23 protein-coding genes and 1 tRNA gene are annotated in these 21879 nt (G+C 69.8%); 19 read left to right on the top strand and 5 right to left on the bottom strand.

The features are described 5' to 3' along the window. Position 1 precedes the first annotated feature (1 nt). A complete protein-coding gene (locus WC969_11580) occupies positions 2-1825 on the top strand; it encodes a hypothetical protein (protein MFA6030486.1) in 1824 nt (607 codons plus the stop codon). 28 nt (positions 1826-1853) lie between these two features. On the opposite strand, the gene WC969_11575 is transcribed toward WC969_11580, so the two are convergent. Together WC969_11575 and WC969_11570 are read right to left on the bottom strand one after the other, a co-directional pair. Beyond that, entirely contained in the window at positions 1854-2654 is an 801-nt protein-coding gene (locus tag WC969_11575; GenBank protein ID MFA6030485.1) for a hypothetical protein, read from the bottom strand. 120 nt (positions 2655-2774) lie between these two features. Continuing rightward, positions 2775-3410 (bottom strand): YceI family protein, encoded by a 636-nt coding sequence (locus WC969_11570; protein MFA6030484.1) that lies wholly within the window; start codon positions 3408-3410, stop codon positions 2775-2777. Between the two features lie 69 nt (positions 3411-3479). Here WC969_11570 and buk point away from each other — a divergent pair, with 69 nt between their 5' ends. Then, positions 3480-4598, top strand: a complete 1119-nt coding sequence (buk, locus tag WC969_11565; protein MFA6030483.1) for a butyrate kinase — start codon at positions 3480-3482, stop codon at positions 4596-4598. A 16-nt stretch (positions 4599-4614) separates the two neighbouring features. Further along, positions 4615-5541: a phosphate acyltransferase gene (locus tag WC969_11560; protein MFA6030482.1), complete on the top strand. Its 927-nt coding sequence runs from the start codon at positions 4615-4617 to the stop codon at positions 5539-5541. Positions 5542-5684: 143 nt separating this feature from the next. On the opposite strand, the gene WC969_11555 is transcribed toward WC969_11560, so the two are convergent. Next, positions 5685-6173, bottom strand: a complete 489-nt coding sequence (locus WC969_11555) for an asparaginase domain-containing protein (protein ID MFA6030481.1) — start codon at positions 6171-6173, stop codon at positions 5685-5687. Continuing rightward, positions 6173-7594: an aminopeptidase gene (locus WC969_11550; protein ID MFA6030480.1), complete on the bottom strand. Its 1422-nt coding sequence runs from the start codon at positions 7592-7594 to the stop codon at positions 6173-6175. The genes WC969_11555 and WC969_11550 overlap by 1 nt, the downstream gene beginning before the upstream one ends. 134 nt (positions 7595-7728) lie before the next feature. On the opposite strand from WC969_11550, the gene WC969_11545 reads away from it, so the two are divergent. The 7 genes from WC969_11545 (at position 7729) to WC969_11515 (ending at position 14981) form a co-directional block, all read left to right on the top strand. Beyond that, a complete protein-coding gene (locus WC969_11545) occupies positions 7729-8304 on the top strand; it encodes an RNA polymerase sigma factor (GenBank protein MFA6030479.1) in 576 nt (191 codons plus the stop codon). 13 nt (positions 8305-8317) lie between these two features. Then, positions 8318-8749 (top strand): zf-HC2 domain-containing protein, encoded by a 432-nt coding sequence (locus WC969_11540; GenBank protein MFA6030478.1) that lies wholly within the window; start codon positions 8318-8320, stop codon positions 8747-8749. Next, the gene (locus WC969_11535) at positions 8746-9183 is read left to right on the top strand and encodes a hypothetical protein (GenBank protein MFA6030477.1); all 438 of its coding nucleotides are present in this window, start codon (positions 8746-8748) and stop codon (positions 9181-9183) included. The genes WC969_11540 and WC969_11535 overlap by 4 nt, the downstream gene beginning before the upstream one ends. Then, positions 9180-10436: a TolC family protein gene (locus tag WC969_11530; protein MFA6030476.1), complete on the top strand. Its 1257-nt coding sequence runs from the start codon at positions 9180-9182 to the stop codon at positions 10434-10436. Before WC969_11535 ends, WC969_11530 begins: the two co-directional genes overlap by 4 nt. A 1-nt stretch (position 10437) precedes the next feature. Continuing rightward, the gene (locus tag WC969_11525; protein MFA6030475.1) at positions 10438-11469 is read left to right on the top strand and encodes an efflux RND transporter periplasmic adaptor subunit; all 1032 of its coding nucleotides are present in this window, start codon (positions 10438-10440) and stop codon (positions 11467-11469) included. A gap of 4 nt (positions 11470-11473) precedes the next feature. Continuing rightward, on the top strand, positions 11474-13462 hold the full coding sequence (locus tag WC969_11520; protein MFA6030474.1) for an ABC transporter permease: 1989 nt from the start codon (positions 11474-11476) through the stop codon (positions 13460-13462). A 187-nt stretch (positions 13463-13649) separates the two neighbouring features. Continuing rightward, entirely contained in the window at positions 13650-14981 is a 1332-nt protein-coding gene (locus WC969_11515) for a hypothetical protein (protein MFA6030473.1), read from the top strand. Here WC969_11515 and WC969_11510 read toward each other — a convergent pair. Next, positions 14968-15486 carry a hypothetical protein gene (locus WC969_11510; GenBank protein MFA6030472.1) on the bottom strand — a complete coding sequence of 173 codons (519 nt, stop codon included), beginning with the start codon at positions 15484-15486 and terminating at the stop codon, positions 14968-14970. The genes WC969_11515 and WC969_11510 overlap by 14 nt on opposite strands. On the opposite strand from WC969_11510, the gene WC969_11505 reads away from it, so the two are divergent. The 9 genes from WC969_11505 to WC969_11465 all read left to right on the top strand — a co-directional run bounded on the left by WC969_11505 (position 15478) and on the right by WC969_11465 (position 21870). Continuing rightward, on the top strand, positions 15478-16389 hold the full coding sequence (locus WC969_11505; protein MFA6030471.1) for a hypothetical protein: 912 nt from the start codon (positions 15478-15480) through the stop codon (positions 16387-16389). The genes WC969_11510 and WC969_11505 overlap by 9 nt on opposite strands. After that, positions 16386-16880: a GtrA family protein gene (locus tag WC969_11500; GenBank protein MFA6030470.1), complete on the top strand. Its 495-nt coding sequence runs from the start codon at positions 16386-16388 to the stop codon at positions 16878-16880. Before WC969_11505 ends, WC969_11500 begins: the two co-directional genes overlap by 4 nt. A 54-nt stretch (positions 16881-16934) precedes the next feature. Then, a complete protein-coding gene (locus WC969_11495; GenBank protein ID MFA6030469.1) occupies positions 16935-17462 on the top strand; it encodes a ribonuclease domain-containing protein in 528 nt (175 codons plus the stop codon). Continuing rightward, complete coding sequence (locus WC969_11490; protein ID MFA6030468.1) at positions 17459-17866, top strand: barstar family protein; 408 nt, start codon at positions 17459-17461, stop codon at positions 17864-17866. The genes WC969_11495 and WC969_11490 overlap by 4 nt, the downstream gene beginning before the upstream one ends. A 15-nt stretch (positions 17867-17881) precedes the next feature. After that, positions 17882-18034, top strand: a complete 153-nt coding sequence (locus WC969_11485) for a hypothetical protein (protein MFA6030467.1) — start codon at positions 17882-17884, stop codon at positions 18032-18034. Between the two features lie 4 nt (positions 18035-18038). After that, a complete protein-coding gene (locus WC969_11480) occupies positions 18039-18887 on the top strand; it encodes a hypothetical protein (protein MFA6030466.1) in 849 nt (282 codons plus the stop codon). A gap of 12 nt (positions 18888-18899) precedes the next feature. Then, positions 18900-18970, top strand: a tRNA-Thr gene (locus tag WC969_11475). A gap of 20 nt (positions 18971-18990) precedes the next feature. Then, positions 18991-21210: a SulP family inorganic anion transporter gene (locus WC969_11470; protein MFA6030465.1), complete on the top strand. Its 2220-nt coding sequence runs from the start codon at positions 18991-18993 to the stop codon at positions 21208-21210. A 21-nt stretch (positions 21211-21231) separates the two neighbouring features. Continuing rightward, on the top strand, positions 21232-21870 hold the full coding sequence (locus WC969_11465; GenBank protein MFA6030464.1) for a hypothetical protein: 639 nt from the start codon (positions 21232-21234) through the stop codon (positions 21868-21870). Positions 21871-21879 lie beyond the last annotated feature (9 nt).

The raw sequence follows: 21879 nt of genomic DNA, 5'->3' as shown, positions 1-21879 counted from the left end.
GATGAAGAGGGCGGTCTCCGCGTTCCTGTCGCTCCTGCTCCTGCTCGACGCGGGGAGCGCGAGCGCGGTCGTCTTCAACCTGGGAGCGTTCTGGAAGCGGAACAGCCTCCCGGTCCAGACGCTGACTCTCAGCGCGGACACGCAGGAGTACAACGTCTTCACGGCGCTGGGGAGCCCTTCCGCTCCGGTCGCCGTGGAGCTGACCATCGACACCAGCATCTACGTGTGGTCCGACGACGTCTCCAAGCCGGCGCTGACCTCGGGGAACCTGCCCGCGGGCTCGACTTTGAAGATCATCAACCACGGCATCATCATGGGCAAGGGCGGGGCGGGCGGCGGCGCCGCGGCGTACAACTCCGCGCCGCAGAACGGCGGTCCGGCGGTGGAGACGAGCGTCGCGCTCACCATCGACAACACCGACGGCTACATCGTGGCCGGCGGCGGCGGCGGCGGACATGCGTACGCCACGGACCTTTCTTATACGGGAGGTGGAGGAGGAGCCGGCGGCGGCGCGGGCGGCGGCGCCAAGTGCCCGGGCGGCAGCGTCGCGTCGGGCGGAGCCGGCGGCGTGGTATGGGATGTCGGAGGGAACGGCGCCGCGGACGGCTCCTGCGACGGGGTCGCCGGCTGGTACTCCAGCGGAGGAGGAGGAGGCCGCATCATCAACGGCTTCGGCGGCGACGGCGCGATCACGGCGCAGACGCCCTGCGAGCAGGTCGCGACCGGCGGCGCCGCCGGCGGCGGGGGAGGAGCCAATGACGGCTACCATGAGAGCACCTGCCCCGGAAACTTCTGGGACACCTCCGTCGGCGGGGCCGGCGGCGCGTCCGGCGACGCCGGCGGCACCGGCTACTACGCGGACGGCGGCGTGGACTACGGCGGAAGCGGCGGAGGCGGAGGAGGAGGGTACGGATCGAGCGGCGGGAGCGCCTGGCGCACGGATGCGGGCTACTATACCCTCACCGCTCCCGGTTCCGGCGGTTCCTCGCTCAAGCTCAACGGCAACGCCATCACCTGGCTCGGCGGCTACAACTCGACCCGAGTGAAGGGCGCGGTGAACACCGGGGGCATCGACCTCGTGATCAGCGCCGATACTCAGAACTATGACGTCTACACGAACGCCGTGTCCGGCGGGTGGACGAGCGGGCAGTCCGTCGTGCTGACCATCAACGGAGGCGTCAAGGTCGGCTCGAATTCGACGGGCTCGGCGGCGCTGACCGTGAACACCTTCCCGGCCGGCACGAACGTCAGCATCATCAACGACGGCGCCATCCTGGGGAAAGGCGGCGCCGGCGGCGCCGGCGGCAGCACCGCCGCGGGGGTCCTCAATGCCGGTGCCGGCGGGGACGGCGGGTCCGCGCTGGTCGTCTCCGTCTCCGTCTTCATCACCAACAACGGCACGATCGGCGGCGGGGGCGGCGGGGGCGGCGGGGGCGGCGGCTGGCAGGATCGGGGAATGGACTGCACGAACGATCAGACCGGAGGAGGAGGCGGAGGGGGAGGCCGGATCTCCGGCGCCGCGGGCGCCGGCGGGCCCTACTACGCCAGCGACGGCGAAGCGGGCGGCAACGGAAGCGCGGGCACGCTCGGGGCGCCGGGCGGCGGCGGAGCGGGCGGGTATTGCGATAACGGCACATTCCTCGATGTGGGCGGAGCCGGTGGGGCCGGGGGCGACCTGGGCGCGAGCGGCGCCGCGGGGCAGAACGCGACTTTCAACGGAGGCGGAGGGAGCGGCGGCGCCGGCGGCGCGGCAGGCGCAGCCGTCACCGGGAACATCAACATCACCTGGGGAGCCACGGGAACCCGGTCGGGCGCCATCAACTAGACCGGAATCCCCAGTGGGGGATTCCCGATCAGTCGCCGCAGTCGAGCTCCTTGGGGCGGGTCATCTCTCCCTTTTCGAAGTCCCAGACGTAGGAGCTCGCCCACTCGTGACAGGCGATGGGGGAGGCGAAGGCGAGGTTGTCGGGGCTCGTGGAGCGCGGGATGTCGCGTGTGCGGTAGATGCAGACGCGGAACTGCACCGAGATGTTCTTGGCGCTCGCGCCTCCGTCGAAGACGAACGCCGTGCCGGGGCGGTCGGAGACGTAGAGGCGTCCCGTCCTCGGGCGCTCCTGGACGAAGTACACCTCGGTCTTCTCGTCGAAGGAGCCCGGGACCTTGTTCCAGCGGTAGGAGCCGTGGAGCGAAGCGCCCGCCGCGACCTCCTCCTCGGGCCAGTTGTTGTACATCGGGTTGGCGTCGAAGGAGTCGATGCTCCAATCGGGGAAGCGGTACGGCACCATCCGCCCGAACGACTCGACCTTGACGGCGTAGGCGCGCGCGACCCGTCCGTTCCTGGACGTCGAGTCGAATTGGCAGCCGCGGATGAAGTTCACGAGCGCGAAGTCCTCCAGCGACCCGGGGGACTTCGTCGTGTACTCGAAGTTTACGGTGGTGCCGTAGCTCTGTTCCGTGCCGCCGGCGAAATCCACTTTATATTCATACTGATGGAGCGAGAAGCTGAGCAGGTCGCAGGTCTGGTCGGCCTCGCAGTTCGAGTTGACGAAGGTCTTGGTCCGGGTGGGAGAGTGGGTCACCGACCCGGCGAGGGCCGTCCCGGCGCAGAGGACGGGGAGGACGCTCAGGCGCAGGCCGCGGAGCAGGGTCTTCATGGGGGATCGCACCCCAGAAGTTTGCCTCCTCCTCACGCGTCCGTCAAGGGTCCGGTGCGTCCGCACCTATAAAGGAAGGCCGCCCCGAAGGGGCGGCCTTCGCGTCGGTGGAAGGGCGGATCAGCTCTTGCGGCGGACGCCTTCGACCTCGAGGAAGAGCTCGACGTCCTCGCCGACCATGACGCCGCCGGCGTCGAGGGTCTTGTTCCAGACCATCCCGAAGTCCTTTCGGTTGATCTTCCCGTGCGCCGAGAAGCCGGCTCGCTCGCCGCCCCAGGGGTCCTTCGCTTCGCCGCCGATCTCGAGGTCGAGGACGACGGGCTTGGTGACGCCGAGGAGGGTGAGCTCGCCGTGGAGCTTCGCCTTCTCGCCCTTGAGGTCCGTCGCCTTCGTGCTCTTGAAGACCATCTGCGGGAACTTGTCGCAGTTGAAGAAGTCGGCCGAGCGCAGGTGCTTGTCGCGCGCCTCGATGTCGGTGTCGACGCTCATGGTGTCGATGGCGGCCTGGGCCTTCCAGAGCGCGGGCTTGCCCTTGAGGTAGACGAAGTCGCCGGTGAACTGGGTGAAGCGTCCGCGGACCTTGCTCACGGTCATGTGGCGGACGGAGAAGCCGACGCTGCTGTGCTGGGGGTCGATGTCGTAGACGACCGCGGCGGCGGGCGCGGGCTTTGCAGCCGGCTTGGCCGAGGGCGGCGCTGCGTGGAGCGCGGCGGAGAGCAGGAGCGAGGAGAACAGGACGAGCGTCAGGTTCTTCATGATTCCTCCAAGGGCGCCCGGGAGCGCCGTTCCGGGCGATTATAGATGATTTGCTATACTGAGCAAGTCATGTCCTGCAACGTCCTCGTCATCAATCCCGGCTCCACTTCCGATGAGATCGCGTTCTTCCGCGGCGACGAAGAGGTGTTCCACACCGTCGTCCGCTACTCCTCCGAGGACCTCAAACCCTTCGAGGGTGAGAAGATCACCGCGCAGTTCCACTTCCGGCGCGATCTGGTGGTGAAGACCCTCAAGGAGAAGGGGATCGCCCTCACGGAGCTGAGCGCGGTCGTCGGCCGCGGCGGGCTCATCAAGCCCGTTCCGAGCGGAGTCTTCCGCGTCGAGGAGAAGCTCCTGGCGGACCTGCGCGAGGGCGTCCTGGGCGACCACGCCTCGAACCTCGGCGGGCTCATCGCCCACGAGGTCGCCGAACCGCTCAAGATCCCCTCCTTCATCGCCGACCCCGTGGTCGTCGACGAGCTCGGACCGCTGGCCCGCTACTCCGGCATGCCGGAGAACCCGCGCATCTCCATCTTCCACGCCTTGAACCAGAAGCGCGTGGCCCGCCTGGCCGCGGAGAAGCTCGGCCGGAAGTACGAGGACTGCCGTCTCGTCGTCCTGCACGGCGGCGGCGGCGTCTCGGTCGGGGCCCACCTGGGCGGCCGGGTCGTGGACGTCAACAACGCCCTCGACGGCGACGGCCCTTTCACGCCCCAGCGTTCCGGCGGAGTGCCGACGGGCGGGCTCGCGAAGCTCTGCTACGCGGGGAAGATCCCCGTCGCCGAGATGAAGCTCAAGATCAAGGGCCGCGGCGGCCTCGTCGCCTATACCGGGACGGCCGACATCGTCGCTTTGAAGAAATACATCAAGGGCGAGCCCGTGCCGGAGAAGGCGGGGCTCGACAAGTCCAAGGTCACGCCGGAGAAGGCGAAGGAGTGCCTGCTCGCGATGGCCTACCAGATCTCGAAGGAGATCGCGGCCATGGCCGCGGTGCTCAAGGGGAAGGTGGACGCGGTCGTCCTGTCGGGCGGCATCGTCTACGACGAGGACTTCATCGTCCCGTTCATCCGGGAGAGCGTGTCGTGGATCGCTCCCCTGATGCTCTTCCCCGGCGGCGACGAGATGCGCGCGCTGCGCGACGCGGCCGTTCGCGCGCTGAAGGAGCCGGGCAGCATCCGCGATTATTGACCAAGGAGAGAAAAGCATGAAATTTAAGAACATGGACGAGTTGATGCGGATGGTGAAGGGCAAGTCCAACCGCATCGTCGTCCCCGGGGCGAACAACCCCGAGGCGATGGAGGCCTGCAAGATCGCCGACGACAACGGCCTCATCTCGGGCGGGATCCTCATCGGCGACACCGCGCAGATCCGCGACATCACCGCGAAGGTCGGCCTCGACCTCAAGAAGTTCGAGCTCGTCGACTGCAAGGACGCCGCCGAGATGTGCAAGCTCGCCGTGAAGTTCGTCAAAGAGGGCAAGGGCGACTTCCTCGTGAAGGGCCTCGTGGACACCGCGCTCTACCTGAAGGCCATCCTCGCCAAGGACGCCGGCATGGTGGAGCCGGGCACGACGCTCAGCCACTTCGTGCTCTTCGAGACCTCCCACTACAAGAAGCTCTTCGCGGTCACCGACGCCGCCATCCTCATCTCCCCCGACCTCGAGCACAAGCGCAAGATCGTGCAGAACACGGTCAACATCCTGCGCCAGCTCGGCGTGGAGAAGCCGAAGATCTCCATCGTCTGCCCCATCGAGAAGGTCAATCCCAAGGTCCAGAGCACCGTGGACGCCGCCGAGCTCAAGAAGATGAGCGAGGACGGCCGCATCACGAACGCGATCGTCGAGGGACCCTACGACATCTACATCTCCTTCGACCGCAAGCTGGCCGACGAGAAGGGCATCAAGGGCGGCCTGGTCCCGGGCGACGTGGACGCCATCGTCCTGCCCGACCTCGACGCGGCGAACCCCGTCTACAAGAGCATCACCTACTTCGCCGAGGGGATGAAGTCCGCGGCCCTGGTGGCCGGGGCGAGCGTGCCGGTCATCCTTCCCTCGCGCACCGACCCGCCGCAGACGAAGGCCTACTCGATCGCCTTGGCCTCGTTCATGAAAGACCAGAAGGTCAGGGCGTAAACCCTTCCTTACTGTCCTCCCCCACGGGGAGGGCAGGGTGGGGGCAATGAAAGAAGAAGGCCCGCGAAAGCGGGCCTTCCTCTTTTGGGGGTTCGCCCCCTTCCCCGCCCTTCCCCGCGGGGGAAGGCAGTAGGGAAGAACGTCTACCTTATGGACTCAAACTCGCCCTTCTTGCGGTTCTTGCGGACGTCGTCCCAGGGGAAGAAGCGGCCGTTCATGGCGACGTAGACCCCGGCGGGGAGGCTCTGGGCGAAGGAGAGCGCGCTGCCGAGGTTGAACATCCCGTCCGAGCTGCCGAACTTGTAGGGGACCATCGCGCCGGTCAGGACGACCGTCTTGCCCTGGACGGACTTCCCGAGCACGGCGGCGGTCTCCGCCATCGTGTCGGTGCCGTGGGTGACGACGATCCTCTTCTCCGGACATTTCTGGACCGCGTCGAGGACCTTCCGGCGGTGCCGGGCGGTCATCTCGAGGGAGTCGATCATCAGCAGCGTCTGGACCTTGACCGGGATGCGGCAGCGGCCGAGCTTGAGCATCTCGCCGAGGTGGCTCGTGCGGAAGAAGAGAGAGCCGTCGAGCTCGTTGTACTCCTTGTCGAAGGTCCCGCCGGTGACGATGACGCGCAGGCGCATCAAGACCTCCGGGCGTCCAGCATGAACGCCTTGTAGGCCTTCACGGCCATGTGGAGGTCGAGCTTGCCGATGAGCTCCCAGGGGGCGTGCATCGCGAGCACGCCCACGCCGCAGTCGAGCACCTGCATCCCGTAGCGCGCCAGCAGGAAGGCGATGGTGCCGCCGCCGCCCTGGTCGACCTTGCCCAGCTCGGCCGCCTGCCAGACCACGCCGGCCTTGTCGAAGATGCGGCGGACCTCGGCGACGATCTCCGCATGGGCGTCGCTTGCGCCGGACTTCCCGCGCGCACCCGTGAACTTGGTCATGATGACGCCGCCGTTGAGCAGGGCGGCGTTCTTCTTCTCCGAGACCCCGGGGTAGAGCGGGTCGAAGAGGGCGTTGACGTCGGCCGAGAGCGCCCAGGAGTTGGCCAGCGCTCGGCGCAGGCGGAGTCCGTCGTAGCCGCCTTCGGCGCGGGACATGAGCTCGGCCGTCGTGTTCTCCAGGAAGGAGGACTCCATCCCGGTGTTCCCGTAGGAACCGATCTCCTCCTTGTCCGCGAGCAGCGCGCAGGCGGTGAACTCAGGGGTCTTCCCCAGCTCGAGCAGGGCCTTCAGGCCGCTCCAGGCGCAGGAACGGTCGTCGTGGCCGTAGCCGAGGATCATCGAGCGGTCGAAGCCCGCCTCGCGCGGCTGGCCCGCGGGGACGAACTCGAGCTCGGCCGAGAGGAAGTCGTGCTCCGTGACGCCGCAGCGCTCCTTGAGGAGCTCGAGAACGCGGTGCTTGATCTTCTCCTTGGCCTTCTTGTCCTTCGAAGGGGCCGAGCCGACGAGCACGTCGAGGCCCTCGCCCTCGATGCCCTCGGCGAGCGACTTCTTCATCTGGTCGGCGGCCATGTGGGGGAGGAGGTCCGTGATGCAGAAGACCGGGTCGCCGGGGTCCTCTCCGATGCGGACGGACACCTTCTTGCCGTCGGGCTTGACGAAGACGCCGTGGAGCGCGAGCGGCAGCGAGACCCACTGGTATTTCTTGATGCCGCCGTAGTAGTGGGTGTCGAGCAGGGCCATCTCGCCGCTCTCGTAGAGGGGGTTCTGCTTGACGTCGATGCGGGGGGAGTCGATGTGCCCGCCGACGATGTGCAGGCCCTTCTCGAGCGGCCGTTTGCCGAGGACCGCCGCGAAGAGGGTCTTCCCGTTGGCGCCGCGATAGACTTTGTCGCCCGCCTTGAGGGTCGCGCCCGCCGGGAGGGCGTCGAGGTCCTCGAAGTCGGCGGCCTCGAGGAGGCGCACGGCCTCCTCGTAGGCCTCCCGCTCGGTCTTGCAGGTCCCGAGGAAGGACATGTACTCCTTGGAGAGCTCCTCCATCCGCTTCAGGTCCGCGGGCGTCATGCGCTCGTAGCCGTTCTTCCGTTCGTAGGTCAGGGCGTCCTTCTTCGTGGGCATGGGCTCTCCTTCCGGCGTACTCTCGTCCGGCATTTCACAAAATAGCAGGAAGGCATGCAAACCGGCGACACACGGGAGGCGCGGGGAGCGTCTAAAGAACGGCATGCGCGCGACATTGCTATCATGCCGTTGAGATGAAAGAAGCCGCCCGCGACGCGGAGCTCGTCGGTGGGGTCCTCGCCGGATGCCGCGAGGACTTCGCCGAGCTCGTCCGCCGCCACCACGCGGCGGTGCTGGGCCTCTGCGCCTCGGTCCTCGGGGACCGGACCGCGGCCGACGACGCCGCGCAGGAGGTCTTCCTCAAGGCCTACGGCGCCCTCGTCGATTTCCGCTCCGACTCGGCCTTCACGACCTGGCTGCACCGCATCGCCGTCAACCACTGCCTCGACCTGCGCCGGCGCCGCGCCCGCCGCGCCGAGAGTTCGCTCGACGCCCTGCTCGAGGCGGAGGCCCCGCGGGTGGAGGCGCTCCTCGCGGGCGGCTCGTCCCGGGACCCGCTGGAGGACGCCGACCTCGCCGCGCGGGTCCTGGCGGCGCTGCCCGAGGAGTACCGGCTCATCCTGACCCTGCGCGAGGTGCAGGGACTCTCATATAAGGAACTCATGGGGACGCTGGACTGCTCCATGGACGCGGTCAAGGCGCGCCTGCGCCGCGCGCGGGCCAGTCTGCGTGAATCCCTGCGACACATCATGAAGCCGGACAACGTCTAAAATGGGGAAGGCCATGGAACACGACGATCTGAAGGCGCGGCTCTCGGAGTACCTGGACGGCGAGCTCCCGGAAGCGGAGAGGAGCGCCGTCGAGGCCCATCTCACCGGGTGCCCTTCCTGCCGCGAGGAGGTCCGGGAGTGGACGCTCCTGCGCGGAAAGCTCTTCCAGGTCCCGGCGCGACCGGCGGCGGCCGAGACCGAGGTCTTCGTGCGTCGGCTCATGGCCCGGCTGCCCGAGGAGGAGGCCGGGGAGGAGGCGCCGCTCGACTACCGCTGGCTCATGCCGGCGCTCGGGTTCAGCTTCGCCGCCCTTCTTTTCTCGTTCTATCCCCTGAGTTCGACGCAGGCGGACCCGCTCTCCGGCGTGCTGCTCGCCGACGCGGGCTCCGCCGCTCCGTCCGGGGAGCCCATCGACGTGGTCCGTCAGCTGCTGGAGGGAAAATGAAGCTCTTCTGCCGCCATTCCATCCCCTTGTTCATCCTCGGCCTGCTCCTGGGCGCCGCGCTCGGCTCCTGGGGGCATCGCGCGGCGGTCCACCGCTTCATGCGTCCGCCCGAGCCCGGGCGCATGATCGATCATCTTTCGCGCGAGCTCAAGCTCGACGCCGAGCAGCAGGAGGCCGTGCGCGCCGTCTTCGAGGCGCGCCGCGGCCAGGCCGAGAAGATGCGCCGGGACAACGAGGCCCGCTTCGAGGTCATCCGCGTCGAGGTCCGCGCCGAGCTCGCGAAGGTCCTGCGGCCCGAACAGCTCGCCCGCTTCGACGAGCTCGCCGCGCGCCGCGAGCGCCGCATGCGCCGCGGGGACCCCTTCGGACCCCGCGGCACTGGCCGAGAGGAGGACGACCGCGGCCCGCACCGCGAGGGCTTTCCCCCGCGATGACGAGCGCCGCGCTGTTCTGCGTCCTCTCGCTCCTCGCGCCCTCCGTGCGCGCCGCGCAGGCCTCGCTCGCGCTGGAGTGGAAGGACTGCGTCGCGGCCGCGCTGCGCGAGAACCCGGACCTCGCCGCCTCCCGGCGCGCGCTCGAGGCAAGCCGCGCGACCTACTACGGAAGCTACAACGGCCTGCTCCCCCAGCTGAGCCTCTCGAACTCCTACGGCGACTCCAAGGGCTCGGACGGCTCTTCCCGCTGGGGGGCGCAGGCCTCGCTCAGCATGAACCTGCTCAGCGCTTCCGACATCGCCCGAGTGCGCTCGGCTTCCGCCGCGCTCGCCTCCTCCGAGGCCGGCCTGCGCCAGGCCGGGGCGAACCTGCTCAGCGACCTGCGCCGGGCCTTCGGCCAGCTCCTCTATCAGCAGCAGAGCGTCGAGGTCTCCCGGGTCATCCGAGGCCTTCGTGAACGTAACGCGCGGCTGGTGAGCCTCCGCTACGACTCCGGCCGCGAGTCGAAGGGGAACATGCTGCGCGCGAAGGCCGAGTCCCTGCAGGCCGACGCACAGCTCTCGCAGGCGCTGCGCGACCTCGGGGTGGCGCAGAAGGTCCTCGACCGCCAGCTCGGTCGCGACGCCTTCGACGCGGTGGCGGTCACCGGGACGCTCGACGTCCAGGGGCTCCCCGAGTACCCGCGCGACGCCCGGTCCCTGCTCTCCGGCCGTCCCGATGTGGCGCTCCAGGAGGCCTCCGTGCGCTCGGCGGAGGCGGCGCTCGCGCAGTCGCGCAGCGCGCTCTGGCCCAGCGTCTCCGCCAGCTACGCGCGCTCGCGCAGCGGCCGCGACGAGTTCCCGGCCTCGCGCTACAACTGGAGCTTCTCGGGGACGCTCAGCATCCCCGTCTTCGGCGGAGGACCGACCGCCGCCTTCTTCTCGGTCTCCTCGGCGCAGAGGTCGCTGGAGAAGTCGACGCAGGCCCTGCGCGCGGCCCGCAACGCGGCGGTCGCGGAGATCGAGGGCGCCTGGGCCGATTACGCGGGAGCGCTCGAGCAGGTGGGCGTGCAGGCGGCGCTGCTGGAGGCCTCCCGCCAGCGCAACGACGAGGCCGACGTGCGCTACGCGAGCGGCCTGCTCAGCTACGACAACTGGGAGCTCATCGTCACCGACCGCGTCTCCTCCGAGCGCCAGGCGCTGCAGGCGAGGTTGAACGCGTGGAACGCCCTGGCCGTCTGGGAAAAGGCCCTGGGCCGCACTTTGGGGGACTAGGATGAATCTCAAGAGATGGCTCATCGTGGGCGCCGCGATCATCGTCGCGGGCGGCGCCTGGACGGCGTGCAAGAAGCGCTCGAAGAGGGGCGGCGAAGCGCAGACGGTGAGCGCCATGGAGGGTCCCATCGAGGAGGCCGTCGAAGCCACCGGCGCCGTCTCCCCGCTCAACCGCGTCGAGATCAAACCCCCCATCGCCGGCCGCATCGAGAAGCTGCTCGTCGAAGAGGGCGACCGGGTGAAGGTCGGGCAGATCCTCGCCTGGATGAGCTCGAGCGACCGCGCGGCCATCCTCGACGCCGCGCGCGCGCAGGGTCCCGAGGAGCTCAAGAAGTGGGAGGACTCCTACAAGCCCACGCCCATCGTCGCCCCGCTCTCCGGGGTGCTCATCCTGAAGAACGTCGTCGTCGGTCAGACCGTGGATGCCGGGACCGTGCTCTACGCCATGTCCGACGAACTCATCGTGCTCGCGCAGGTCGACGAGTCGGACATCGGCAGGGTCCATGCCGGCATGACGACGAGCATCACGCTCGACGCCTACTCCGAACGCACCGTGGAGGGGAAGGTCTTCGACGTGCTCTATGAAGGGAAGAACGTCTCCAACGTCATCACCTACGGCGTGAAGGTGCGGCCCGCGTCCGTTCCTCCCTGGTTCCGCTCTCAGATGACGGCGAACGTGCGCTTCATCGTGGCCCGCAAGGACAAGGCGGTCCTGCTCGTCTCCAGCGCCGTGCGCGACTCCGGGGTCGGCCCCAAACAGGTGCGCGTGCTCGCTCCGGACGGGACGAGCGCGCTGCGAGAGGTGAAGACCGGCATCGAGAGCGGCGAGAACGTCGAGATCGTCTCCGGCCTCGAGGCGGGAGAGCAGGTGCTCGTCTCGCAGGGGAAGTACACCCCGCAGAAGGCGATGGCCTCGAGCCCGCTCTCCTTCGGCCCGCCGAAGATGGGCGGCGGCTCCTCGCGCGCGACGGGGAACGGCGGGAGCCGGAAGTCGTCCGCGTCCTCTTCCGGCGGTCCGCCCCCGCCCCCCTGAGCGTATGGCCCTCATCGAGCTCGACAGCATAACGCGCTCCTACACGGTCGGCGGGAGCGAGCTCAAGGTCCTCAAGGGGATCACCCTCTGCATCGAGGAAGGCGAGTTCGTCGCCATCATGGGGCCCTCCGGCTCGGGGAAGTCCACGCTCATGCAGATCCTCGGCCTGCTGGACCGGCCGACCTCGGGCAGGTACCGCCTGCTCGGGCACGACGTGTCGCGTCTCTCCGACGACGAGGGCGCCATCCTGCGTTCGCGCACCATCGGCTTCATCTTCCAGATGTTCAATCTGCTCTCCCGGACCTCCGCGCTCGACAACGTCATCCTGCCCATGCTCTACTCCGGCGCCAAGGACCGGCAGGAGCGGGCGCTCGACGTGCTCGAGCAGGTCGGACTCTCCGACCGCGTCCACCACCGGCCCAACGAGCTCTCCGGCGGCCAGCAGCAGCGCGTCGCCATCGCCCGCTCCCTGGTCAATCACCCGCGCATCATCTTCGCCGACGAGCCCACCGGCAACCTCGCCTCCGACCAGGCCGAGGACATCCTCCGACAGCTCCAGCTCCTCAACCGCGGCGGCATCACGGTCATCATGGTCACGCATGAGCCCGACATCGCGGCCCACGCCCGGCGCATCATCCGCATCAAGGACGGCAGCGTCGTGGCCGACGAGCGCACCGGGGAGGGGGAGGAGGGGCTTCTCCGGGGAGGGGCGGCCGTGAAGACGGCGGCGACGCGCTCGGAGATGAAGGTCGACCTCTCGCATCCTCCCCTGGGTCTGGCCGAGTGCGGGGAGTATGCCGCCTCCGCCCTGCGCGCCATAACGGCCAACAAGGTCCGCAGCGCCCTTTCCATGCTCGGCATCCTCATCGGCGTGGCCGCGGTCATCGCCATGCTCGCCATCGGGCGCGGCGCGCAGAAGTCCATCGAGGCGCGGCTCTCGAGCCTGGGCTCGAACCTCCTGATGCTCCAGCCCGGAGGGCACAGCGCCGGGGGCGTCCATATGGCCGAAGGCAGCGTCAGCCGCCTCACGCTCGACGACGTCGCGGCGCTGCGCAAGGCCGACCCCGGCATCCTGCGCGTCGAAGGGAACGTGAGCGGCAGCGCTCAGATCGTCTATCGGGACAAGAACACGAACACGCAGGTGACCGGCGCGACCCCGTTCTACGCGCCGATGCGCAACGCCCAGCCCTACTACGGCCGCTTCTTCACGGACGCGGAGGACGCCGCGCTCGCGCGGGTCGCGCTGCTCGGTCAGTCGACCGTCAACAACCTCTTCGGCAGCGAGAACCCCGTCGGCAAGATGGTGAAGATCAACCGGGTGAGCTTCAAGGTCATCGGCATCCTGCCCCTCAAGGGCGCGGGGGGCTTCCGCGACCAGGACGACATGGCCATCATCCCGCTGAACACCGCCATGAAGCGCGTGCTCGGCAAGAAGTACCTCAACATGATCGCCATCGAGTGTTCCTCCGCCGACGTCATGCCCGCGTCGATGGAGGCCGTGACGGCGCTCATGCGCCGCCGCCACCATCTGCCGGCCTACAAGGACGACGACTTCTCGCTGCGCAACATGGCCGACATCCAGGCGGCGCTCTCCGGCACCTCGAAGACCTTCTCGATGCTGCTGGGCATCGTCGCCGCGATCTCGCTCCTCGTCGGCGGCATCGGCATCATGAACATCATGCTCGTCTCCGTCAGCGAGCGCACCCGCGAGATCGGTCTGCGCAAGGCGGTCGGCGCCGCGCGTCGGGCCATCCTCGTGCAGTTCCTCATCGAGGCCGCCATCATGTCGAGCTGCGGAGGCATCCTCGGCATCCTGCTCGGCGCGGCGGTCTCGCTGGCCGTCTCCCTTCTCGCCGGCTGGGCCGCCATCGTCGCGCCGCAGGCGGTGATCCTGAGCTTCGTCTTCTCCGCCGGGGTCGGGGTCGTCTTCGGCCTCTGGCCCGCGCGAAAGGCCTCCCTGCTCTCGCCCATCGAGGCGCTGCGGTACGAGTAGACGTTATTCCTCCACTCCTCTCCCCTGCCCCTCCCCCGAGGGGAAGGGAGTTGAGGAAAGACGGGCGAGTCAGCGGGGCGCCTCCCCTATCTGGGTCTTATGGGGGGGGAGGCGGCGGGCCGAATCCCGTCGAATTCCTGCCCCCATGGCCCAACCCGGACGTGCGTCCGCGCGGCACACTATCCATATGCCGCCGTTCCTTCGGCTGACGGTTTTTCTATCTCTGCTCGGCGCGCCCGCGCTCGCGCAGGTCAAGACCGCCGCGGTCCCCCTCGTGCTCGGGCCGCAGCTCCCCGTGCTCGCCGTCCCGCTCCTGCAGACCTCCCCGCTCGCGGGGACGGCCCTCCTGCTCCCTGTCCGGCTCGAGACGGCGCCGATCCGACTGCTTCCCGCCGTCCCCGGGGCCGCGCTTCGTCCCATCGCCGCCGCGGTCGCCGCCGCGTATCCCGCGGCGGCCGCGCCCGCCCCGATCCATGCTCTTCCCGCGGCGGCTGCGAAGGCGGCGGAGCCGGCTGCGAGAGCGCGCGCGAGCCTCGAGTCCATGGCGCGCATGCTCGTCCCCGCGCTGCACGCCGAGGCGTCCGAGGGGAAAACGCTTTCCGACCGGGCCTTCGACCTCACCCCGCGCGCGCAGGCCGTCGTCGACGCGGCCCTTGACGCGGGGGTCCCGGCCGAGCATTTCGTCGAGATCGAGGGCATCCCGCCGTTTCTGACCGTCGCGGACCCCGACGACCGCGCCTGGCTGGCGAAGACCCTGGGGAAGGCCGCGCGGACCCGGGTCGGGCGCAGCGTGCTGCGCCGCGCGGCGGCCGTCGCCGCCCGGCGAGGCCGGCCGGTCCCGGTGCAGGTCGAGGAGCTGCGTTCGGAGAACGGCAGCTTCGTCTATGACTGGGAGGTGCTCCAGCTCGCGCGCAGCCTCGTGCGCGACGACGCCCCCGAGGCGGCGGCCATCATCGTGCACGAGCTGCTCCACTTCGTCCAGCGCGACATCGGCCTGCCCTCCGATGCTCTGGAGATGGAGCTCGAGGCGCACATCGTGACGCTCCAGGTCTTCCGTCAGCTGGGCGCGAAGGTCCCGAGGGCCTCCTTCTCATACGGGTTCGAGCAGGCGCTCCTGCGCGGAGGAGCGCCCGAGGTGATCGAATGGCTGGCCGGCCAGTACGGCGAGAACATCGGCCTCCTCAACGACGGCAGCGTCGAGAAGTACATCTCGACTTTGGAGAAGCGTCGGAAGCTCCGGCTCAAGGACGTCGCCAAGACCGAGAAGCTCGTCGCGCGGCGCGAGGCCGTGCTCGCGGACCTGCGCGCGGCGGGGCATCCGGCGAAGGTCCTGGAGAGCTACGACCACGACCAGCTCGCGCCGCTGCGCGAGAAGATCCGCTCCGCGCGGACCCTGCTCGAGTGGATCGAGCGCGACCTCGCGATCCTGCGCGACCCCGCGGGGGCCGAACGCTATCGCGCCTTCTCCCGGCGCGTCCTCAAGCGCATCGAGCGCTACCACCGGCTCATCGCCGGCTGAGGACCGGGCGAATTGCTAGAATCCCCTCGCCGATGAGTCTCCTCACGCCTTTCTTCGCCTTCCCATCGGACATCCCGGCGCGGGACGCGCGGCCCTGACTCCCTCGGCCGGCGCCGGCGCGCCGCAGACCTTCGCGCTCACCGGGACCCACGACGACATCCTCGCCCGGCTCGCGCGCGCCGAGCACGAGCGCGCGCTGCTGGAGCTGCCGCGCAAGTCCAAGGCCGCGCGGGCGCTCATCTCCGCCTTCATCGTCGCCGGCCGGGCCATCGCCGCCGCCGGCCGGGCGCTGCCGGCCGACCGCTTCGGGGTCCTTCACGACCGCATCATCCAGGGCCTCGTCGGCGACCATCTCCACGGTCCTGACGACGGGGAGAACCTCCGGCGCGCCGCGGAGCTCCTCGCCGGGCTCGGCGGGGGCAAGACGCCGGCCCTCTTCTGCCTGACCTCGCACCCCCTGGTCAACGACGAAGAGACGCATCTCGGCGTCGAGATGATGCGCCACGCGATCTGGGCGCTGCGCCGTCTGCGCGGACGGCCCTGCCGGCCGCAGGTCGTCGCCGCGGTGGACCCCTACGCGCTCGACACCTTCAGCCTCCCCATGGAAGGGATCTACGCCGGCTTCATGGCGCACTACCACGTTGGCTTCGACCGCCAGGAGCACCTGCGCGGGCCGCTCGAGCGCCTCCTCCTCGGCGAGGCCTCCTGGGACACCGTCTCCTTCCGCATCGCCTCCGCGCTCGCCGAGGGCCGAGAGCTCGTGCTCGCGCTGGGCGGCGGGGTGCCGACGACGGGCCGCGTGTACTATGCCGCCCGCGAGTTCCTCACCCGCCTCTACAAGGAACGGCCCGCCCGCGCCTCCAGCGCGGAGGTCGCCGCGCGCCACTGCGGCGACCGGGAGTTCTCCGACTTCCTCGGCTCCGAGGAAGTCCTCGGCGCCCTGCGCAAGAGCGCCCGGCGCATGGAGGAGTCCTGGGTCATCGCGAAGCTCACGAGCGCGGGAGGCGCGAGCGCGGCCCTGGGACGCGTGGACCAGGGGGAGCTCCCCGACGAAGCGCGCAGCGCGCTTCTCTCCTGCGCGAAGGCGCTGGGCTACGACGAAGCGGAGGCGAAGGCCCGTCTCGACTCCTTCGCCGAGGAGTTCGCCCACGAGACCCCCTACCGCGAGAACCTCTTCCGCTTCATCGTCTCGCGAGTCGTCGCGCGCGGTACGCCCATCCTGCTCCTGCCGCTGCGCCACGACGCCCCGCCGCCCCAGCGCCTGATCTTCGGGGCGCCCTGCGCCCTCGTCGGCGCCCGGCGCGCCCGCGGCGGGCCGCTCGTGCGCGTCCGCCATCCCGGCGGCCGCGAAGAGGAGCTCGCGGTCCCCGACTTCGCCCGCGGCTTCGTCCGCTCCCGCTTCCCATGAAGAGGATCCTCGTCCAGTTCACGCGCCGCGATGCCCACCCCGTCGTCCAGTTCGTCAAGTACGCCATCGCCGGCGGCGTCGCCACCGCGGTCGACGTCCTCGTCTTCTACCTCTGCGCCATCGTCCTGCTTCCCGCGCTGACGCCCGACGATCCGGTCGCGCGCCTGCTCGGCCTCCAGCTCGCGCCGCTCCTCGAGAGCGTGCGTTCGGACCACTACGTCTGGGACAAGGTCATCGCCTTCCTCTTCTCGAACCTGACCGCCTACGTCGCCAACGTGCTCTGGGTGTTCACCCCCGGCCGGCACAGCCGCGTCCTCGAGTTCACTCTCTTCTTCCTCGTCTCCGCCACGAGCTTCGTCCTCGGCACCGCGCTCGGCTGGGTCCTCATCAGCGGGCTCGGCCTGCCCACCACCTACGCGTACCTCGCCAACGGCGTCGCCTCGCTGGCCATCAACTACGTCTGCCGCAAATACGTCGTCTTCAAGGGCTGACCTTCGCCTTCCGGACGGCCGATTCCGTGCTATGATGGGGCGGAGGTGGCTCCCATGAGAAGACCGGCCGTCGCCGCGTTCGCGTGGCTTTTCCTGTCCTTCCTGACCGTCCCCCTCGCCCTTTCCGGCGAGCGCCGGACGGACCCCGAGAACCGCCAATATCCCGTCGTTCAGGCCCAGGCGCTCGTCGCCGTCCGCGCGCATCCGCTGCTCGGGGTGCGGCGCATCGAGCCGGGGACCGGGCTCTCCCCGGTCTTCAGCGACCCCTCGCGGGTCGAGACGATCCTCAAGCTCATCGCGGACGTCTACTACGGCCGGCCGCTCCAGTACCCGAAGGACGGCGTCGTCTTCGCCAACCGCGAAGGCCGACTCCCCGCCCAGGCCGCCGACTACTACCACGAGTACACCGTGATGCCGCCTAAGGGCAGCCCCCGGACCTTCAAGGTCGGCGACCGCGAGTTCACGGTCCCGCCGCCCACCGGCAACCGCGGCGTCGAGCGCGTCATCATCGGCGGCGGCGAGCTCGCCTACTACACGCCCGACCACTACAAGACCTTCATCCCCCTGACGATCCTGCGTTGAGCGACCTCGGCTGGCTGGACGTCCCCTCGGAGCCTCGGCGCGCGGACGCCGCGGAGGCCGCGCGTCTGCGCGCGGCGGCGGAGGGGCGGGGCTGGCGCTGCGTGCGCATCCAGGGAAGCGCGGCGCGGGACAAGGACTCGCTGCTGGAGGCCTTCGCGAAAGTCGTGCCGCTGCCCGACTACTTCGGGCGCAACTGGGACGCGCTCGAGGAATGTCTGCGGGAGCCCGACATCCTCGGGAAGGGCCCCGGCTGCCTCATCGAGGTCTCGGATTTCCCGCTCGTCGAACGCGGGCTCGGCGCCGAGGCGCCGGCCTTCCTCTCTCTGATGACGGACCTCTCCGCGCAGTGGTCGCGCGAGACTCCGCCGTTCGCCTTCAAAGTCCTCCTCGTCAACGAGCTATAATACGGACCCTCGGGGATGATGATGACCATGCATCGACTTCGGCAGGCGCGCTTCAGTTTCGGCACGACCTCCGCCATCATGACCAACATGGGGCTGATCTGCGGCTTGGACGCGCTCACGAACCCGAAGAAGGCCATCGTCGGGAAGTTCCTGCTCTCCCGGTTCTGAGCGCATGCTCGACTGCCCCAAGTGCGGCCATGCTCACTTCCCCGGCGAGGAGCGCTGCTCCGCCTGCGGCATCGTCTTCATGGAATGGCTGCTGGCCCGCGCGAACCGCGGCGTCGCGGCCCGCTCGCGCGCCGCGCTCGCCGCGCTCGGGGCCGGCCACCGCGCGACGCCGTGGCTGCTGGGCGGCGCCGCGCTCGCGGCCGCCGCCGCGCTCCTTCTCGGCCTCTCGCCTGCCGGGCTCCCGCCCGCCGCGGGGGCGCAGGAAGACTCGGCCCGCGGCTTCTCCTTCGTCCCTCCGCCGGGGTGGCGCCTCGACGGATCGTCGGAGCGCGAAGGGGCCCTCTCCGAGGCCGCGTCGCTGAGCGCGGAGGGAGCGCGCATCCAGATCCTCGTGGGCCCGCCCTCGCTCTGGCAGGAGGCGGTCTCGCCGGCCGGCGCCGAGCGGCTGGCCTCCTCGGAGTTCAACGGGATGGACGCCCGCCTGGAAGGGACCGACCGGCTGGAGGTCGACCGGCTCGAGGCCCTGCGCCTGCGGGTTTCCGGCGGACATGCCGTCCTCCCCGCGGGCGGAGCGTCCCGCGCGTCCCGGACCGATCCCTTGCTGGAGGCCGCGGGCGAACTCGTCGTCCTTCCCGGTTCCGGGCGCTCCTATGTGCTCAAGTTCATCGGCGACCGCCGCGACCGTTCCCGCTTCGAACGGACCGCCGCGGACTTCCTGGCGGCCTTCCGGGTCCGCGAGCGCCCGCTCTGGCGCTCGGGTCCCGGCTGGGCCCGCGCGCTCGCGCTCGCCCTGGGCGCCGGCGCGGGGCTGCTCCTCGCGGCCGCCGCCGTGCTCCGTCGGAAAAACTGGTAGAATCGGCCCCTCGCCCCCGTAGCTCAGTGGCAGAGCAGCAGTTTTGTAAACTGCCTACCTCGGTTCGATTCCGGGCGGGGGCTGCCTTTTCGAGCGGGAAGAGATGAACGCGAACGCGCGCAAAGAAGCCGTCATCGACTGGTCCACCGAAGCCCTCGGCGGCTTCGCGGCCATGCTCGTCGCCATGCCGCAGGCCATCGCCTTCGGCGTGGTCGTCTACTCCTCGCTGGGCAGCGGCGACGCCGCGGCCGGCGCGCTGGCCGGCATCGTCGGCACGGCCGTCCTCGGCGTCATCGCCCCGGTCTTCGGCGGGACCCCGCGCCTGATCTCGGCGCCCTGCGCGCCGGCGGCCGCGGTCCTCGCCGCGCTCGGCGCCTCGCTCGCGAGCGGGCCGGCCCACGGAGACCCGGCGCGCCTCGCCCTGCTCCTGACGCTCACGGCTCTCATCGCCGGAGCGCTCCAGCTCTTCTATGGGCTCATCGGCGGCGGGCGCCTCATCAAGTACATCCCCTATCCGGTGGTCAACGGCTACCTGAGCGGCGTCGCGGTGCTCATCTTCCTCGGACAGGTCCCGCGCCTGCTCGGCGTCCCCGCGGGCACGAAACTGTGGGCCGCGGCCCTCTCTCCCGGGCTGTGGAACTGGCACGCCATCCCCGTGGGGCTGGCGGCGATCGCGGCGATGTCCTTCGGCGGCCGCCGCTTCAAGAAGCTCCCGGCCCCCATCCTCGGGCTCGCCGGAGGCCTCGGCGCCTACCTCCTCATGACCTTGGCGCACCCGGAGCTGCGGGTCGCGGCGGGCAACCCGCTCGTCATCGGCCCGCTCTTCGAGAAGGCCTCCTCCTTCGGCGCGGCGTTCGCCCGCTGGTCCTCCTTCCCCCGCCTCTCGCTGATGGACCTCCACTCCGTGCTCGTTCCCGCGCTGACCCTCTCGGTGCTGCTCTCGATGGACACGCTCAAGACCTGCGTCGTGCTCGATGCGCTCACGCGCTCGCGGCACAAGTCCGACCGGGAGCTCATGGCGCAGGGCTTCGGCAACGCGGCGAGCGCGGTCCTCGGAGGCCTGCCGGGCGCCGGCACGCTGGGGGCGAGCCTCGTGAACATGCAGAGCGGCGGGAGCACGCGGGTCTCCGGCACCCTCGAGGGGCTCTTCGCGCTGGTCGCCATCCTCGCCATCGGCGGCCTCATCGCCTGGGTCCCCATCGCCGCGCTCGCCGGGATCCTCATCGTGGTCGGCTGGCGCATGTTCGACCGCAAGAGCTTCCGCCTCCTGCGCAAGCCCTCGACCATCTTCGACTTCCTGGTGATGGCCAGCGTCGTCGCCGCCGCCGTGGTCAGCGACCTCATGACCGCCGCCGGCATCGGTCTGGCCTTCTCCATCCTCCTCTTCATGCGCGAGCAGATCCGCGGCTCGGTCCTGCGCCGCAAGAGCTACGGCAGCCGGGTGTTCTCCAAGCAGCGCCGGCCGCCCGCGCTGATGGAGGTCCTGGAGCGCGAAGGCGAGCGGACGGTCGTCTGCGAACTGCAGGGGAGCCTCTTCTTCGGGACCACCGACCAGCTCCTCACGGAGCTCGAAGGCGACCTCAAGACCTGCCGCTTCGTCGTCCTCGACCTGCGCCGGGTGCAGTCCATCGATTTCACGGGCGCGCACATGCTCCAGCAGGTCGAGGCCCAGCTCAAGGACGGCGGCGGCCGCCTGCTGCTGAGCTCGCTGCCGCCGAGCCTGCCCACCGGGCAGGACCTCAAAGCGTACTTCGACGAGGTCGGCCTCGTGGCCCCCCAACGCGGGGCCCTCGTCTTCGACGCCCTCGACGACGCTCTGACCTGGGCCGAGGACCGGGTCCTCGAGGAGGTCCGGGGCGCCGCGGACGGGGAGGAGCGTCCGCTGGACGTCGCGGGAGTGGACCTCTTCCGCGAGCTCGGCCCGGAGCTTCGCGCCGCCCTCGAGGGCTGCCTCGTCGAACGCTCCGCCGGGCTCGGCGAGCGCATCTTCCGCGCCGGGGAGGGGGGCGACGAGGTCTTCGTCGTGCGCCGGGGACTCGTGCGCATCGAGCTTCCGCTCGGAGGGGGACGGAGCCATCACCTCGTCAGCTTCGGTCGCGGAGACTTCTTCGGCGAGATGGCCTTCATGGACCGCGGGGTCCGCTCCGCGGACGCGGTCGCGACGGCCCCCACCGAGCTCTTCGTCCTCTCTCGTGCGCGCTTCAACGAGGCCGTCCACCGGGAGCCCATCCTGGGCATCCGGCTCTTCGCGCGGCTCGCCCACGCCCTCGCCCTGCGCCTGCGGGTCACCGACGCCGAACTGCGCGCTTTACAGGAGTCCTGAAGGGCGTTATAATCGCGAAAGATGGTTAAAAGATTCCTTCCTTTGGCCGCCGTCTTCGCCCTGGCTTTCGCCGCCTGCAAGCCCCCGAAGTACATCGAGTACCGCTCCGCCGCCGGGGACTTCTCCTGCGACGTGCCCTACGCCTGGCAGGTCTTCTACGACGAGGCCGGTTCGGACTACAACAACTACACCTTCGTCGGACCCTTCGATCCCGACTTCTACCGGGGCGCGCCGAGCCTGAGCGTGCGCTGGTACGCCCGCGACAGCGTCCATCCGCTGCCGCTGGGCGGCGAGGAGAGCTACCGCGACGCCGACGATTTCATCGCGAAGACGCTCTCCGAGCTCTACGGCGAGCAGGCCTTCCTCGAGGTCCCGGTGCGGGACGTCCAGGTCTCCGGCTTCGTGGCGAAGCACTTCGTGGTCTCCTCCCCGATGGCCGTCGGCCGGGACACCGTCTACGGCGCCGCGCGCGACGCCGAGGGGAACGTCGCCGTGCTCCGCCAGCACGCCTACATCGTCCTCCCGATGGACAACGGCTTCTACGTGCTCACCTACCCGGCCACGCGCGTCGGCTTCAAGAAGCACGAGGTCCTCTTCAACGCCCTCGTGAACACCTTCAAGGTCTACCGGGACGGGCCCGCGGGCCCCGGTTTCCGCTGAGCCCGGGAG

It is taken from the genome of Elusimicrobiota bacterium (assembly GCA_041660925.1).
Lineage (GTDB): Bacteria > Elusimicrobiota > Elusimicrobia > UBA1565 > UBA1565 > JBAZUV01.
This window is presented reverse-complemented; position numbering and strand designations above follow the sequence as displayed.